Annotated in this window: 9 protein-coding genes; all 9 read left to right on the top strand. The window is 40.9% G+C overall.

The window, feature by feature from the left end; translation table 11 throughout:
- The first annotated feature begins 155 nt into the window (after positions 1-155).
- Complete coding sequence (locus BN161_RS06180; RefSeq protein WP_044263952.1) at positions 156-1,541, top strand: sugar porter family MFS transporter; 1,386 nt, start codon at positions 156-158, stop codon at positions 1,539-1,541.
- 98 nt (positions 1,542-1,639) lie between these two features.
- Entirely contained in the window at positions 1,640-4,963 is a 3,324-nt protein-coding gene (locus BN161_RS06175) for a DUF5107 domain-containing protein (protein ID WP_044263949.1), read from the top strand.
- Positions 4,964-5,060: 97 nt separating this feature from the next.
- The gene (locus BN161_RS06170) at positions 5,061-6,404 is read left to right on the top strand and encodes a hypothetical protein (protein ID WP_209441890.1); all 1,344 of its coding nucleotides are present in this window, start codon (positions 5,061-5,063) and stop codon (positions 6,402-6,404) included.
- 22 nt (positions 6,405-6,426) lie between these two features.
- The gene (locus tag BN161_RS30400) at positions 6,427-6,774 is read left to right on the top strand and encodes a carboxypeptidase-like regulatory domain-containing protein (RefSeq protein WP_244436429.1); all 348 of its coding nucleotides are present in this window, start codon (positions 6,427-6,429) and stop codon (positions 6,772-6,774) included.
- 41 nt (positions 6,775-6,815) lie between these two features.
- The gene (locus BN161_RS06165; RefSeq protein ID WP_244436428.1) at positions 6,816-9,446 is read left to right on the top strand and encodes a SusC/RagA family TonB-linked outer membrane protein; all 2,631 of its coding nucleotides are present in this window, start codon (positions 6,816-6,818) and stop codon (positions 9,444-9,446) included.
- A 13-nt stretch (positions 9,447-9,459) separates the two neighbouring features.
- The gene (locus BN161_RS06160) at positions 9,460-11,085 is read left to right on the top strand and encodes a RagB/SusD family nutrient uptake outer membrane protein (protein WP_044263944.1); all 1,626 of its coding nucleotides are present in this window, start codon (positions 9,460-9,462) and stop codon (positions 11,083-11,085) included.
- Positions 11,086-11,119: 34 nt separating this feature from the next.
- Positions 11,120-12,742, top strand: coding sequence for a glycoside hydrolase (locus BN161_RS06155; protein ID WP_044263941.1), 1,623 nt, complete (start codon positions 11,120-11,122; stop codon positions 12,740-12,742).
- Between the two features lie 214 nt (positions 12,743-12,956).
- Complete coding sequence (locus tag BN161_RS27990) at positions 12,957-14,732, top strand: glycoside hydrolase family 88 protein (RefSeq protein WP_052356190.1); 1,776 nt, start codon at positions 12,957-12,959, stop codon at positions 14,730-14,732.
- Positions 14,729-16,639, top strand: a complete 1,911-nt coding sequence (locus BN161_RS06145) for a heparinase II/III domain-containing protein (RefSeq protein ID WP_044263938.1) — start codon at positions 14,729-14,731, stop codon at positions 16,637-16,639. The genes BN161_RS27990 and BN161_RS06145 overlap by 4 nt, the downstream gene beginning before the upstream one ends.
- The last annotated feature ends 5 nt before the right edge of the window (positions 16,640-16,644 follow it).

Raw genomic sequence — 16,644 nt, 5'->3', positions numbered from 1 at the left:
ATTTCTCATAGTATTTTACATGTATACCTGTTTTTGTAGTATTTTCGAGGTATTCCACTGATAAATATAATAAGATTATACATACTTTTGATAACAATCTGCATTTTTTTATTGACTTTTAAGGCATACATTTGCCATACATTAAAACTGATATCATGAAAACAAAATCTATTAGCAACAATTTTTACCTCTTGCTTATTTCATTAGTTTCAGCCATGGGCGGACTACTTTTCGGATACGATTGGGTAGTTATCGGTGGCGCCAAACCTTTCTATGAAGTTTTCTTCGGAATAGCCAATTCTCCCGGCATGCAAGGGTGGGTTATGGGCAGTGCCATCCTCGGTTGTTTAATAGGAGTCATGATTGCCGGTGTCCTATCCGACCGGTACGGACGTAAACCTCTCATGATAGTTGCCTCCATCACATTTACCGTCTCTGCAATCGGAACAGGAGCTGTGAATGACATTGACTGGTTCATTTTCTACCGTATATTTGGCGGTATCGGAATCGGAATCGCTTCCAATCTCTCACCTATGTATATTGCCGAAGTCTCTCCCGGTGAGGTAAGGGGAAAATTCGTATCTATCAATCAGCTGACAATAGTATTAGGTATTCTGGCCGCCCAGATTGCCAACTGGCTGATTGCAGATCCGGTGATAGCCGGTGAGGATATGCTGAATACGTGGAATGGGCAAATGGGATGGCGCTGGATGTTTTGGGCAGAAGTTGTTCCCTCGTTACTGTTCTTTATTCTGGTATTCTTCATACCTGAAAGTCCCCGTTGGCTGGCCACCAAACACCAATACACCAAAGCCGAAAGTATTTTAAGCCGTATAGGTGGAAAAGAATATGCAAAAACAGAGGTTGCAACCATAAGAACTGTTTTGCAGGCAACCAAAGAGAAAGTAAATATCCGCCTGCTCTTCCAGGGAAAAATGCCGGGGATATTATTGATAGGTATCGTTATCGCAGCTTTCCAACAATGGTGTGGCCTCAATGTCATTTTCAATTATGCACAAGAAATCTTTGCAGCAGCCGGTTATGGTGTTTCCGACATTCTGTTTAATATTGTAGTGACGGGCGTGACGAATGTGATATTCACTTTTGTGGGTATGTACACTGTAGACAAGTTAGGACGCCGTTCGCTTATGTTGTTCGGTGCTTCGGGATTGGCCTGCATTTATATAATCATGGGAGTATGCTACTACCTCAACATTACCGGAATAGCAGTACTGACAATGGTAGTATTAGCCATCGCCTGTTATGCCATGACTTTGGCTCCCGTGACTTGGGTGGTATTATCTGAAATATTCCCGAACCGCATACGTGGTATGGCAATGGCTGTTTCCACCTTTTCCCTTTGGGCTGCGTGTTTTGTTCTGACATATACATTCCCGCTATTGAACTCCGGATTAGGAGCTTACGGCACTTTCTGGCTATACGGGATTATATGTATTCTCGGATTTATATTCATCAAAATCAAGTTGCCCGAAACGAAAGGGAAATCATTGGAAAGCATTGAGAAAGAACTGACTAATTAAAATAAGAATATCACTTTTTAAATTCATTTTTACTTAAGCGATGAAGCCTGTTCATCGTTTAAATCACCCTTATTGTCTCAAAAAACAATAAATACCTTATGGAAAAGATTACAGAATATTTGATTCAGCCCACTCTTTTTGAAAAAGGAGTAGTAAAAGTCTGGAAAGAGACCGTAAAGCTTCCAACCTACGAAATAGGAGAGGAAGAGAAAAACCCTATTTTCCTGGAGAAACGCGTTTATCAGGGAAGTTCGGGAGTAGTATATCCCTATCCTGTTGTTGAAAAAATATGTGATGAGAAGAAGGAGAAGGAATACAAAGCCTATTTTCTTGAAAATGAATATCTCAAGATAATGATACTGCCGGAATTAGGTGGACGCGTGCAAATGGCCTACGATAAAGTAAAGAAACGCCATTTTGTATATTACAACCAAGTCATCAAACCTGCATTAGTAGGATTGACCGGTCCCTGGATATCAGGCGGAATAGAATTTAACTGGCCTCAACACCACCGTCCCAGTACTTACCTTCCCACCGACTGTACCATTGAAGAAAATGCGGACGGCAGTAAAACCGTATGGTGTAATGAGGTGGAACGCATGTTCAATATGAAGGGAATGCAGGGATTCACACTACATCCGGGTAAATCCTATTTGGAAATCAAAGTCAAGGTCTACAACCGTACTCCTTTCCCGCAAACTTTCCTATGGTGGGCGAACCCTGCCGTAGTTGTCAACGACCATTATCACTCGGTTTTCCCACCCGATGTGCATGCCGTCTTTGACCACGGAAAAAGAGATGTATCCAACTTTCCGATTGCCACAGGAGTATATTACAAACAAGATTACTCGGAAGGGGTTGACATCTCCAAATATAAGAATATCCCTGTCCCTACTTCATACATGGCTATCCAGTCACGCTATAACTTTGTCGGTGGTTATGAGGAAAATGCACAGGCAGGACTATTACACGTAGCCGACCATCATCTGTCCCCCGGCAAAAAACAATGGACCTGGGGTAACGGTGATTTCGGGATTGCCTGGGACAGAAACCTCACCGATGAAGACGGCCCTTATATTGAACTGATGACCGGAGTCTACACAGACAACCAACCGGACTTTACCTGGCTGCAACCTTACGAAGAAAAATCATGGATGCAATACTTCATGCCATACAACGAAGTAGGATACGTTAAAAATGCATCCAAAGATTTCATTCTGAACCTGGATGTGGCGGATAATACCGCCCATATCATAGTATATGCAAGCGGACAGCAAGAAGACATCAAAATCGAATTAAAAGATGTAACCGGAAAAATCCTGCTAAGCCAGATAACAGCCCTTTCCCCGGAAAGCATATTTAAAACTCAAGTAGAGACTGCCGGACAACTGCCGGAAGAACTCATCCTCTCCATATACAATAGTGATGGAAGAGTTCTTTTAGAGTATAAGGCCGACAAACCGGAAATAAAGCCCACACCAGATCCCGCCAAAGCGGCTAAACAACCCGAAGAGATAGCTTCCATAGAACAGCTTTTCTTAACCGGATTGCATCTGGAACAATATCGTCATGCCACATATGACCCTATGGCTTATTATAAGGAAGCTTTGGACAGAGAACCCGGTGACGCCCGTTGCAACAACGCAGTCGGTTTATTGAATATGCGCCGCGGAAAGTTTGGAGAAGCCGAGAAATATTTCCATAAAGCCATAACGACACTGACAGAACGTAATCCGAACCCATATGATGGAGAACCCTATTACAATTTAGGATGGAGCCTGAAAATGCAAGGTAAATATGATGAAGCATACAATGCTTATTACAAATCGACCTGGAATTCAGCCTGGAGAGATGCAGGATATTTCGGTGTAGCCCAAATAGACTGTATCAGAAAGGACTGGACCGCCGCTTTGGAACATATCGACCTGGCACTCATACACAACTGGCACAACCATAAGGCGCGCCAGCTTAAAGCCTCTATTCTAAGGTATTCCGGACAAACAGATGAAGCATTAAAATTCATCGGAGAATCGTTGACCATTGATAAATTCAATTTAGGATGCCGCTTTGAAAAGTATTTCATCGAAAACGTCTCTACTGATTTACAAGAGATGAAAGAGATGCTTAACGGCAGTGTACATAACTATATTGAATACGCATTCGACTTTGCCGCAGCCGGAATGTACGAGGAAGCATCCCGGATAATGCACACCTATATGGATGGAGAAACCACCATTTACCCCATGGCAGCCTACATGACAGGATATTTTGCAGCGATGTCGGGAGATACGGAATTGGCATTGCAATGGTACCGGAAGGCGCAAAATTTGTCTCCTCACAAATGCTTCCCCAACAGAATTGACGAAGTAAATGTATTGACAGATGCCATGAAGATGAATCCGGAAGATTTCAAAGCTCCCTACTATCTGGGAAACTTCTGGTATGCACACCGCTGTTATGAAGAAGCTATTGCCTGCTGGGAAAAATCAGTAGAGATAAATAACCAGTTCCCTACAGCTCTACGCAACCTCTCATTGGCTTATTACAACAAGAAAGGCAGGAAGGAGGAAGCGTGCCGATTATTGGAAAAAGCATTCGAATTGGACCAAACGGACTCCCGTATCTTTATGGAGTTGGACCAACTGTACAAGAAAATGGGAAGACCCCATGCAGAACGCCTGGCTTTTCTTGAGGCACATCAGGAATTGGTGGCACAACGGGATGACTTATGCATAGAACGAATAATCCTCTACAATCAGTTAGGAGAGTATGAAAAGGCAAAAAGACTGATAGCCGCACAAAAATTCCATCCGTGGGAAGGTGGTGAAGGCAAAGTTACAGGGCAATATATTCTCTGCCGGGTAGAACTTGCCAAGAAAGCTATTAAGGAGAACCGGTATGCGGAAGCCATCAGCCTTTTAAAAGAGACAGAACATTATCCGCACAATCTGGGTGAAGGCAAACTGATCAACGTTGAAGAGAATGAAGTGGACTACTATAGAGGAATAGTCTATCAAAAGCTGGGCAACGAAGTTGAATCCATTAAATACTTAATGAAAGCGACACAAGGTTCCAGCGAGCCTCAACAGGCATTTTACTATAATGACCAACAACCTGACAAGATTTTCTATCAAGGACTTGCCTGGAGGGCATTGGGCGAAGAAAGTAAAGCACGCAGCCGTTTCAACAAACTGATTGACCACGGCAAAAAACATCTCTTTGATGAATGCAAAATCGATTATTTCGCAGTATCCTTGCCGGAGCTTGCTATTTGGGAAGACGACCTGAACATTCGCAACAAAATACATTGCTATTACGTAATGGCATTAGGATACAGTGGATTGGGCCAGAAGGAACTTGCAGAAAAATATTATTCATTGGTAGAAGAGCTTGATATAAACAAGCAAGTTTTCAGGATATAACTGCTTTTATTGTACGGGGATGTGTTGGAATCAACACATTTCCCTGTGCAATAACTCACTTAGAAATGAATTATTAGTTAACAACAATATTGATATTATGAAAAGTTTATTTAGGTTGTCAGCATTATTGATGCTGTTTTGCTTTACGGGATGCTCAGACGATGAGGGGGTCTCCTATTCTGCATCCGACGCACCAGAAATAAAAGTGTTGCGTGATGAATTGTATTCTAATCCCAACAGAAAGTTTGTAATCAAGGCTGATTTAAAAGATGATTTAGGCCTTAAGTCTTTAAAAATTATGATTCCAGAGCTCTATCTGGATAAGGAAATCGTATTTCAGACTGATACTTTAGTTACAGAATATAAATTGGATTATGAGTTTCTGGCACCTAAGGACACAAAGAATGAGGATGTATATAAGGTCAATCTGGTACTGGAAGATGTCTCGGGAAATGTTGTGGCCAAAGAGCTTACACTACATCTGGACGGAGACTTTAACGCTCCTGAATTTTCGGATGTATCTCCACAAGACGGAACGATACAGCTATTGGAGAGCAAGATGGAATTGGCACTCTCTTTTAAAGTTACAGATGAATCCGGTTTAGATTCAGTCTATGTGGAAGAGCCGATATTGGGCATCATGGAAAAAATCAAATTAAATGGTGAAAAGGAATACTCTTTCAACAAGACTTATTCGTTGCCATCCAAACCGGAAGAATATGAACTAAAAATAACAGCAATCGATAACTTTGTGGAAGCTAACAGGAATATACAGAAAATTAAATATATTGTTTCCAGCGAAATGGTTACTTTGTTCCTGGCCGATGTTCCCAAAGAAACTAATTTGACAGCTGATATTTGTGGAGTACCGATGCTCTATCATAAGAAATCAAATGGTACATTTACCTTCAAATATTATGCAGACTGCGATAATAAGGAAATCTATTTTTTGGGACAGGAAAACTCTTTTGAACCTCATTGCTTCGGTGTATCAGGCGAGAATGGTAAATTACTAAACAATCCTTCTGCCGCTCCAATAGTGCTGCCTACAAAGGGATATTATGAAATTACAGCAAATACCAAGGAGCAGACGTATACTGTGGCCCCTTATATACCTTCTTCAGCTGTGCACGATTCTCCTGATATCACAATGTGTGGTTATGGATTTGAGGGTGCCGGATGGGACCCTACCAACAAGGATTGTCTACTCACTCCAGATGCGGAGAATCCGTATATACTTGGACGGACTCTTATACTGAACGAAACCCAGCTTAATATAACCATTACTTATCCGGGCTGGAGTAAATACTGGCGCTTGCTTGAAAACGGTATTATTGATTATATGGGATCAAGCCAACCTTATTTGAAAGTAAACCAAAAGGGAAGTTATAAATTCATTATCGATACAGAGATTGCACGTGCTAAATTATTGAAAGAATAATCATTAAACGATGTATATAATCATGAAAAGAAATATTATATTTTCTCTTATTGTTTCTTTCTTCTGCCTTGCTGCGAATGCACAGATAAAGGTTCGGGGAACTATTGTTGACGATAAAAATGAACCTTTGATAGGTGTTAATATTAAGGAAGAAGGAACTACCAACGGTAGTATATCTGATGTAAATGGACAATACAGCATAACAGTAGATGGGATAAATTCCAAACTGTCATTCTCTTTTATCTCTTACAAAACCATTGTAGAAAAAGTAGGAAATAGAACTGTCATTAATGTAACCTTGGCAGAAGATTCAGAGCTACTTCAAGAAGTGGTAGTGGTAGGCTATGGCGTACAGAAAAAAGTGATTTGACAAGTTCCATCTCTTCCGTGAAAGGAAAAGAGGTAAGATCGATGAATGTGAGCAATGCTACTGAAAGCCTCCAGGGAAAAGTGGCTGGTGTGACGATTGTAGGAGCCGGAAATCCGGGTGGTCAGCCAAAGGTTTTGATTAGAGGTTTCTCTACCATCAACTTATCCACTGATCCATTGTATGTAGTTGATGGGGTTCCTATGGGCGAAGGAATCAATTTCCTTAATCCTAATGAGATTGAGAGCATCGAAGTATTGAAAGACGCTTCTGCCAGTGCTATTTATGGTAGCCGTGCCTCAAATGGAGTTATTATGGTGACTACCCGTAAGGGAGTGGAAGGCAAGCCTTCATTCTATTTTGATATGCATTATGGTGTGCAGGAGATGAAGAATCCTTATGACATGGCGGATGCTGTGGAGTATGCTGAAATATTAAATATGGCTGCCCGCCAAGCCGGTTATCCTGAGGAATTTGAAAATCCCGCTTCTTTTGCAGGTAAAACAACGAATTGGTGGGATGCAGGTATTCGCCAGTTCACACCTCAATTAAATGCAAGTTTGGGTGTACAGGGTGGAACGGAGAAGAATAAATATTCGGTTAGTTTGAATTATTTCCAGCAAGATTCTTTCTATCAGAAGGGAGGATATAAACGATTTACCGCTCGTTTTACCAATGATTATAAGTTTAATAAGCATTTCTCAGCCGGATTCTCATTAAATCCGCGTTATGAGTCATGGGGTAATCCTACTAATTGGTCGGACTTTGACAGAGTGGATCCGATTACCCCTATTTTCAAGTCTGAAGATGAATTGAATGGTACTGAAAATGAATATAGTCTGTATTCCCGTTCTCCATCTCAAATTTGGAATCCGGTTGGTTATGTTCACAGATGGAATCAAAGCAATAATTCTTATGCTTTGTCATCTTCTGCTTATCTTGAAATCAAACCGATAAAAGATTTGATATTTAGATCTCAATTCTCCATAGACTTAGATACTCGAATTTCCAATACGTTTTCACCGGATTTTGTTATTGATGCGGCTCATGAGTTTCAGACAAACAACAAGTTCACGCGCAACAAACCTACTTATCGTAATTGGAGTTTGCAGAATACGTTGACTTACCTGAAAACTTTTGCGAATAAGCATAATTTTTCTTTTATGGCGGGGAACACCCTGGAAGAATGGAATAGCACTACTTTGTGGGGAAGCTATGAAAAGATGCCCAACAACTCAGATAATTTGCATGAATTGGATGCCGGTACCGTCAATCCACAAACCGGAGGTAATTCTTCTACCACTTCTATTATGTCTTATTTAGGTAGACTAACTTACAATTATAATGATAAGTATTATCTTACAGCTACTTATCGCGTGGATGGTTCTTCCAAATTCCTGTCTAAGAACAAATGGGCCTCTTTCCCTTCGGCTTCCATAGCTTGGCGTATGTCTAATGAACCGTTTATGGAAAGCACAAAGTCTGTGCTTAATAGCCTTAAACTCAGAATAGGTTGGGGACGCGTAGGTAATCAGAATCTTCCTTCAGGGGTTTATATGTCTCAATTAGGGCAAGATTACTATGTATTGGGCGATAATGTGGTGAATACCGTTCATCCCAGTCTGGTTAAAAATGAGGATGTGAAATGGGAAACTGTAGAGGATTACAACTTCGGTATTGATTACGGATTATTTGATAATCGTTTAACGGGATCTTTTGAGTATTATATAAAGAATACCAGAGATATGCTTTTTCAGAAGGCTTATCCCAGTTATTCCGGCTATCCGGGTGATGCCAAGATTTGGACTAATGTAGGTTCTATGCGTACCAAAGGCTTTGAAATGACAATCAACTACAATGACCGTTGGGGAGATTTTACCTTTGGAACTACTTTAAACCTGACTACTTTCAACGTGAATATGACAGAGTTGACAGGTGATAAAGATCCATTGTATGGAAATGGTGAAAAGACAAAGACAATACAAGGTGAAGAACCTGCTTTCTTCTATGGATATGTGGCTGATGGCATTTTCCAGAATCAGATTGAACTGAATAGCCATACTAACAACAAAGGACAGTTCTTGCAACCTAATGCGCAAGTCGGTGATATTCGATTTAAAGATGTAAATGGAGATGGGCTATTGAATGCAGATGACCGCACAAAGATTGGCTCTCCATGGGCTGATATGACGATGGGGCTTAATCTGAATTTAGGTTATAAGAACTTTGATTTAGTGGCAAACTTCTATGCCAGCATTGGCAATGATCTTGTTAATCAGAATATTCAAGAACTGTACAATGTCGCCGGTAGTGGTGGAAAAGTGAATAAGGTGAGCGGCTTGCTTGATATGGCTTGGCACGGTGAAGGTACTTCTAACTATGTTCCTCGCTTATCTACCCAAGACCATAATGAGAACTTTACCAAATTCTCATCTTTCTATATAGAAGACGGTTCTTATTTGAAGTTGAAGAATTTGCAATTGGGGTATACTTTTAAGAAAGTCCCCGGTGTCAATAAACTGAGATTATATATAGCAGGACAAAATTTGTTTACCTTGACTGGCTATAACGGTGTAGAGCCCGAGGTTTCAGGTGATGTGTTGAGTTTCGGATTTGGCGGATGGACTTATCCGGTACAACGTATATACTCAGTAGGTGTAAATGTAACATTTTAATAGATTGTAAATCATGAGAAAGAATATATTTGCTTTCGTAATAGCAGCTTCATTGGGATTGGGACTTGTGTCCTGTGAAGATTTTATTGAGCACGAAAAGAGAGGTGTTCAAGATTTGGATAATTATTTTGAGACAGATACCGAATGCCGTGATTTTGTCATCGACTTGTATAAACGCGCTTTGTTGAACAATGACTGGCAGCCGATAGCTCATACCAGAATTACGAATGAAACAGCTACCGATGATGCTTGGATGGGAAATACCGGACAAGCTACTGACGGATTCAGTCCAGCTTCGGAGTATTTGATAACTCCCAATAGAATGGGGTATCTTACGGATTTGTTCAAAGAGAGATATAAGAATATCATGTCATGCAATATTGCTATAAACTCTATTCCGGAAGCTCCTATTTCTGAAGACAAGAAAAAGGCCTATGTCGGTGAAGCCCTGTTTTGTCGTGCATATAATTACTTAGATCTTGTAGGCAATTTCGGTGGTGTGCCATTGGTGCTTAAAATGCTTTCATCCAATGATATGAATTTAGGACGTTCTAGCAAAGAAGAGATATATCAGCAAATAGAGAGTGACCTTAAATCGGCCGTTCACATGGTAAATACTACGTATGGAAGTGAAGGAAAAGGCAGGGCTACCGTATGGACTTGCACAGCATTGTTGGCAAGAGTTTCATTGTATCAGGGAAAATGGGAAGAAGCTTATCATTATGCAGATACCACAATCGTGAATAGCGGCTGTAAACTCGAACCTGATTTCCTGGATATTTGGAACGTCAATAATCATAATGGCATAGAATCACTTATTGAAGTTCAGACAAGCTCTGAAATAGGTAAAATTTTGGGCAATCCTCTTTCCACACTTTGTGGAGGGCGTGGCGAAAGTCTGGAAAATTTCCCCAGTAAAGATCCTAATGACATTATGGACGGTTGGGGATGGGGAGTGCCCACCAGTGATTTGGAAAATTGTTATCTCTCTGAAGGAGATGAGATAAGAAGACGCAGTACAATAACGGTATGTGGTGATGCTGTATATGGTGATGAGGATTTAAATCCTACTTATGTATTTGACTTGGCACAGAACAAATCTGGCCGTGTAATCCGTAAATATTATATTCCTATCGCTACTCGCAGGACTTTAGAAGATAAGAGGTATAACGCTCCTTTGAATACGCCGATTATTCGTCTGGCAGAGATGTATCTGACCCGCGCGGAAGCAGCTTTTCACTTGGGTATGCTTGATGAAGCAATGGACGATGTAGATATCATCCGTGCCCGGGTAAAACTTTCTCCAAAGAAAGGAACAGTTTCCGGTAATGCGATACTTTATGCCATTTGGAAAGAACGCAGGATGGAATTGGCATTTGAAGGATTGCGTCTGTTTGATATTAGGAGACAAATAGATCCAGCCACTAATCAAACCGTTATAGCTGGCTTGTTCGGTCCTAATGGAAGTTTTGTTCGTTATAATATGCATGAATCAACAGATCAGTATGAAACAAGTAATCTTAAGGAGTTACAAAATAAAGGTATCAACTTTGATGTCAATAAACATTTGGTATGGCCCATTCCTCAATCGGAAATAGACCGTAGTTTTGGTACTGTAACACAGAATCCTAATTACTAATAAACATAAGAAGTTAAACTTAAATTTTGCAGAAATGAGAAATGGTAAATATTTGCAGATATTAGGTATCTGTACACTGTTTTCAGTTACAGCATGTAGTTCCAATTTGGAGATACCAGAACCACCTGTTTACAATAAGGTGAGAAATATTACAGTAGACTTGAATCAGGAAATGCAGACTATTGACGGTTTTGGAGCATCAGATGCTTGGCGCTGTCAGATGGTAGGAAAATATTGGCCGGAAGCGAAAAGAAATCAAATTGCCGATTGGCTGTTTAGTCGTGAAGTAGATGAAAGCGGAAATCCTAAAGGCATCGGTTTGTCTATGTGGAGATTTTATATTGGTGCGGGAAGTACAGAACAAGGACTTGAAAGTGACATTGCGGACGAGTGGAGACGGTCTGAATGCTTTTTATCAGCTGATGGTACTTACAATTGGAATAAATATGAAGGGCAAAGATGGTTCTTGAAGGCAGCTCGTGATAGAGGGGTTGAACGTTTTCTTGCTTTTAACCTGAGCGCTCCGGTTCATATGTCCATAAATGAGAAAGGCTTTTCGATTAAGGAGAAAAGGATGAATATCAAGGCAGGTATGATGCCTGATTATGCAGACTTTTTAGTGGAGTGTATTGATAACTTACAGAAGAAAGAAGGAGTTAAATTTGATTATTTAAGTCCTGTGAATGAACCGCAATGGGATTGGAGTAAAGGCAGTCAGGAAGGAACTCCCGCTACTAATGAAGAAATATCTCAGTTTGTAAAATTGCTATCAGAAAGACTCAGCAAGAAAGGATTGGCTACCCAAATAGCGTTGGGCGAAGCCGGAAATATTCAATATTTGTATAAAAATGTAGATGATGAAAACATTGATAATCAGATTGATGTTTTTTGGAATCCGTCATCCCCTTTGAGCATTGCTTCTCTGCCCAATGTAGAGCGGGTGATAACTGGACATAGCTATTGGTCTGTTTGGCCTGTCAAGGATTTGGTTTCACATCGTAAAGCCTTAAATGATAAAATAAAAGAGTACAGCGGCTTAAAATATTGGCAAACTGAGTATTCTATTCTCGAAAGCCCCGGAGAGTCCGAAATTCCCAACGGAAACGGAAATAAACGCGATTTAGGTATGCAAACGGCACTTTTTGTAGCACGTACTATTCACAATGATTTGACATTGGTAAATGCTTCCTCTTGGTCCTGGTGGACAGCTCTTACCCGTGCAGACTACAAGGACGGTTTGGTTTATCTGGATGATGGAACAAATAATGGTTCACAGACTACAGATTATTGCAAGAAAGACGGATTTGCCAGAGACTCCAAACTGATGTGGATGCTGGGTAATTATTCTTTTTTTGTCCGTCCGGGCATGAAGCGTATTGCCGTAATTACCGAAACCCCAGATCCGGAAAAAGAGGGTAAAGATGTCATGATTAGTGCATACAAAGACGATTCTTCCAAAAAGATAGTTCTGGTAGCGGTGAATGTCGGTTCTGTCAACCGAAAATATAATCTTCAAGACTTGAAACTGAAGAATCAGACTTTAATCCCTTACACCACTTCTGAAACATCCAATTTAGGAAAGGGCGCAGCAATAAAGGCTAACGGGATTATTGTTCCGGCAAAGTCTGTCGTTACTTTTGTTGGTGAACTAGAATAATACTTGAAATATAGACTCTATGCGTAATATTTTCTTTCTCATATCAGGTTGCTTTTGTCTTCTTTCAGCAGAATCCTTCTGAATATCAGTACTCTGGTGAAAGGTAGTAATTTTGCATCTAAATTTCCAGAGGAAATAACTTTGTCTGGTTCTACAAACAATATAGTGGAGCAGTTTGGTATGAGAAAGAAAATGTTTTTATAAGGACAAGAATATGAAATATCTGTATTTACTATTATGCACATTGTTAGGGTTTGATGTCATGGCACAGACCAGTCAACCCTCCGAATTCACGAAAATCCGCCAAGAACTGCAAAAGAAATGGCCGGATAACAGAACTGTAAACCTTGTATTTCATGGCCACAGTGTCCCTTCTGGCTATGCCAACACACCTAATGTAAAAACACTTCAGGCTTATCCCCACCAAGTTCTGGAAGCCGTCAAAGAAATGTATCCATACGCAGTGGTCAACTCTATCACCACATCCATCGGCGGTGAAAATGCCGAACAAGGTGCCAAACGGTTCAGGCGAGAGGTTCTGCCCCACCGCCCGGACGTCTTATTCATAGATTATGCTTTAAATGACCGTAGTATCGGACTGGAAAGAGCCCAGAAAGCCTGGGAGAAAATGATAAAAGAAGCGCAAAAACAGCATATCAAAGTCATCTTATTCACCCCAACACCCGATTTAACCGAAGATATATTGGACGATAATTCTCCACTTGAACAACATAGCCGCCAGATACGTCGTTTAGCCCACGCCTACAAAACAGGACTGATAGACAGCTATGCAACCTTCAAGGAGAAAAGAAAAAATGGAGAAGATTTAAAAATATATATGAGCCAAAGCAATCACCCCAATGAAAAAGGACACCATGTGGTGGCCGAGCTTATCTTGAATTATTTCTTCAATGAAACACAATGGAATGAATACTACCAAAAGCAAACCGTGAAGATCATGAAAAAGGTAGCCGACTGGCAACTGATGAATTTTGAAAATCAAGTACGGAAAGGCTCCCAATGGACAAATTCGCATGCCTACTGGGCATGGACTAACGCAACCATGTATATCGGCATGGCAGAATGGGCGGAGATGTCTGATGATCCCAAATACTGGAACTTCCTGCTCACCATAGGCGAAAAGAATCAATGGCAGACTGGCCCTAGTATCTATTTTGCCGATGACATCTGCATCATCCAGCCTTATGCTATGTTATTCAATAAATACAAGGAACCACGCATGATCAAAAAATCCGTTGAGACCTTGGATACTCTCATTGCCAACCCCAGACACAACAGCCTAAGCTATTATGCTGACGGTTCACATTCCCGCTGGTGTTGGTGCGATGCCTTGTTTATGGCTCCAACTTCTTTTGCACGCATCGGAAAAGCGACAGGCGAACCAAAGTATTTGGAATTTATGGATAAAGAGCTTCGAATCACTTATGACAGCCTCTACTCTGCTACCGACAGTTTGTTTTTCAGAGATACCAGATATATCAATATGCGTGAGCAAAACGGGGAGAAAGTATTCTGGGGACGAGGAAACGGCTGGGTAACAGGAGCACTGACCTTCATCATCGACAACATGCCTGCCCAATATCCCTCACGCACTTTCTATATCAGTCTTTTCAGGCAAATGATGAAAAAGATATCTACGCTTCAGGATAAACAAGGCTTCTGGCACTCTTCTCTATTGGACACAATTTCCTATCCCATGCCGGAAGCCAGTGCATCAGGTTTCTTCACATATAGCCTATTTTGGGGCCTTAATCATGGATATCTTGAAAAAGAAGAATATCTGCCCATTGCAAAAAAAGCGTGGAATGCATTAGCTTCCGTCGTACACGAAGACGGCAAGATAGGCTATGTACAACCAATAGGAGCTGACCCGAAGAAGGTAGATATGAACGACACAGAAGTGTATGGTACGGGGGCTTTCCTGCTAGCTGCAACCGAATATGTCAAATACTTAAAGCATACGAAATGAAAAATAGACTTTTACTCGCACTGATCTTTATCCCTTGCCTGCTTTCAGCGCAAAACGAATATTATTTCTTCACTGAAAGCGACATCAGCCAAATACGCTCAGCCGCAAAAACGAAATGGGGAAAGGGCATTATAGAATCACTGAAAGATACCGTGGAAGCCCGGCAAGAATATCCCCTAACCGTACCCTTATTGGAAGGAGGACATATACACGATTATTTTTGTCCCGAACACAAAGTACGTTTTTCATTCGACTGGAATAAGCCGGAAGCACATTACTGTTCACAATGCAAGCATTATTGGACAGGGAATAAGCGTTACGATTGGGCATGGGTAAATGTGGCGCATACTCATAATTATACATATTTGCGTAACTGTATGTATTTATACCTTGCCACTGGCAATAAGGTCTATGCTGAATACATTCGGAATATGTTATTGGATTACGCATCCAAATATATTACTTATCTGGACCACGACACAGCCAGGAAAGCAGGTCCCTGGGGAGGCAAAATGTTTGGTCAAAGCCTTGATGAATCTGCATGGGCCAGTGATGTCTGCCGAGCCTATATGGTAACCAAATCCATAATGACAACTAACGAAATAAGAGAAATAGAAAAAGGTTATCTCATACCTTGTTCCGAGCTTTTGCTGAAAAGAAGAGGAACTGCTAATTGGCAAGTATGGCACAATAGCGGTCTGATAGCATTAGGAGTAACATTACAAAATGACAGCATCATTAACGTAGCAATCAATGATCCGGAATGTGGATACCATGCCCAAATGGAGCGGTACGTTATGAATGACGGTTGGTGGGGCGAAGGTTCTCCTACATATCACTATTATCCTTTACGAGCTATGCTTCTGTCAGCCGATGCCGTACGTTGCCGTAATATCAATCTATATGACAGGAAACTATATAAAATGCTCGCTGCTCCTGCATCCGGAGTGTATGCAGATCTATATTTTCCTGCCCACAATGACGGATGGTATGGAGAGTCTTTAATTGCTCAGGTCGGACTATATGAAATTGCCTACCAACGCTACAACAAGGATCCATTTTTCCTGAGTGTACTTCGACAGTGCTACCGATATACAGACAGGAACTTCGGTGAAGCACTACAGAATAATATAGAAATTCCTCAGGTAACAGCAATGGCAGCATGGCCATCCGTTCATTTTAAGGAAACGGGCTATGCTGTACTCAGATCAGGTACAAAGACGGTGGTCATGAAATACGGTCCACATGGTGGAGGACACGGCCATCCGGATAAGCTGTCCATTTCCATTCATGACGGTGAAAAAGAGATTGTATCGGATATGGGGACATGTGCCTATGGAGTACCTGCATTTACGAAGTGGTACCGAAAAACTTTATCACACAGCACACTAACCGTAGATGCTAAAGATCAAAAAGAATCAACCGGCAAATTGTTGGCATTCAAAGCATATAAGGACGGAGGAGAAGTTTCTGCAGAAGCTCCGGATGCATATTCCGGAGTCACAATGGAAAGAAAGTTAATTTTAAAAAAGAATAAACTTACAGATATACTTACCGCCCGTTCCGATGAGCAACACCTCTATGATTATGTATTGATGCTTACAGAGAAACCTGTATTCAGCCAAACCGGAAAAACTATCATCCTCAATGACTCGCCAAGCTACAACTATATAAAAAACGCAATAGTGCGAAAGCAATCATCGCCCCTTAGTTGCAAAATAGGAAAAGCATATATGAAGATCGAAGTATTCGAGGGACAAGAGTTTGAAGTTATTACGGGGGAAGCTCCTGGTATTCCACCAGGAAACGGAAGTGTTCTGTCAAAATATGATTCACCTTTTTGCTATCCTTTGATTGTAAGAGTAAAAGATAAGAAACTAAGAATTAAAACAGAATGGAAATTTTAATTTGA

It is taken from the genome of Bacteroides timonensis (assembly GCF_000513195.1).
Classification (GTDB): domain Bacteria; phylum Bacteroidota; class Bacteroidia; order Bacteroidales; family Bacteroidaceae; genus Bacteroides; species Bacteroides timonensis.
This window is presented reverse-complemented; position numbering and strand designations above follow the sequence as displayed.

What these genes read in the sequence shown, in the direction of transcription:
- BN161_RS30400 (WP_244436429.1), top strand. Translation starts at nt 6,427, where the DNA reads ATGAAAAGAAATATTATATTTTCTCTTATTGTTTCTTTCTTCTGCCTT.
- BN161_RS06175 (WP_044263949.1), top strand. Translation starts at nt 1,640, where the DNA reads ATGGAAAAGATTACAGAATATTTGATTCAGCCCACTCTTTTTGAAAAA.
- BN161_RS06145 (WP_044263938.1), top strand. Translation starts at nt 14,729, where the DNA reads ATGAAAAATAGACTTTTACTCGCACTGATCTTTATCCCTTGCCTGCTT.
- BN161_RS06170 (WP_209441890.1), top strand. Translation starts at nt 5,061, where the DNA reads ATGAAAAGTTTATTTAGGTTGTCAGCATTATTGATGCTGTTTTGCTTT.
- BN161_RS27990 (WP_052356190.1), top strand. Translation starts at nt 12,957, where the DNA reads ATGAAATATCTGTATTTACTATTATGCACATTGTTAGGGTTTGATGTC.
- BN161_RS06160 (WP_044263944.1), top strand. Translation starts at nt 9,460, where the DNA reads ATGAGAAAGAATATATTTGCTTTCGTAATAGCAGCTTCATTGGGATTG.
- BN161_RS06165 (WP_244436428.1), top strand. Translation starts at nt 6,816, where the DNA reads ATGAATGTGAGCAATGCTACTGAAAGCCTCCAGGGAAAAGTGGCTGGT.
- BN161_RS06180 (WP_044263952.1), top strand. Translation starts at nt 156, where the DNA reads ATGAAAACAAAATCTATTAGCAACAATTTTTACCTCTTGCTTATTTCA.
- BN161_RS06155 (WP_044263941.1), top strand. Translation starts at nt 11,120, where the DNA reads ATGAGAAATGGTAAATATTTGCAGATATTAGGTATCTGTACACTGTTT.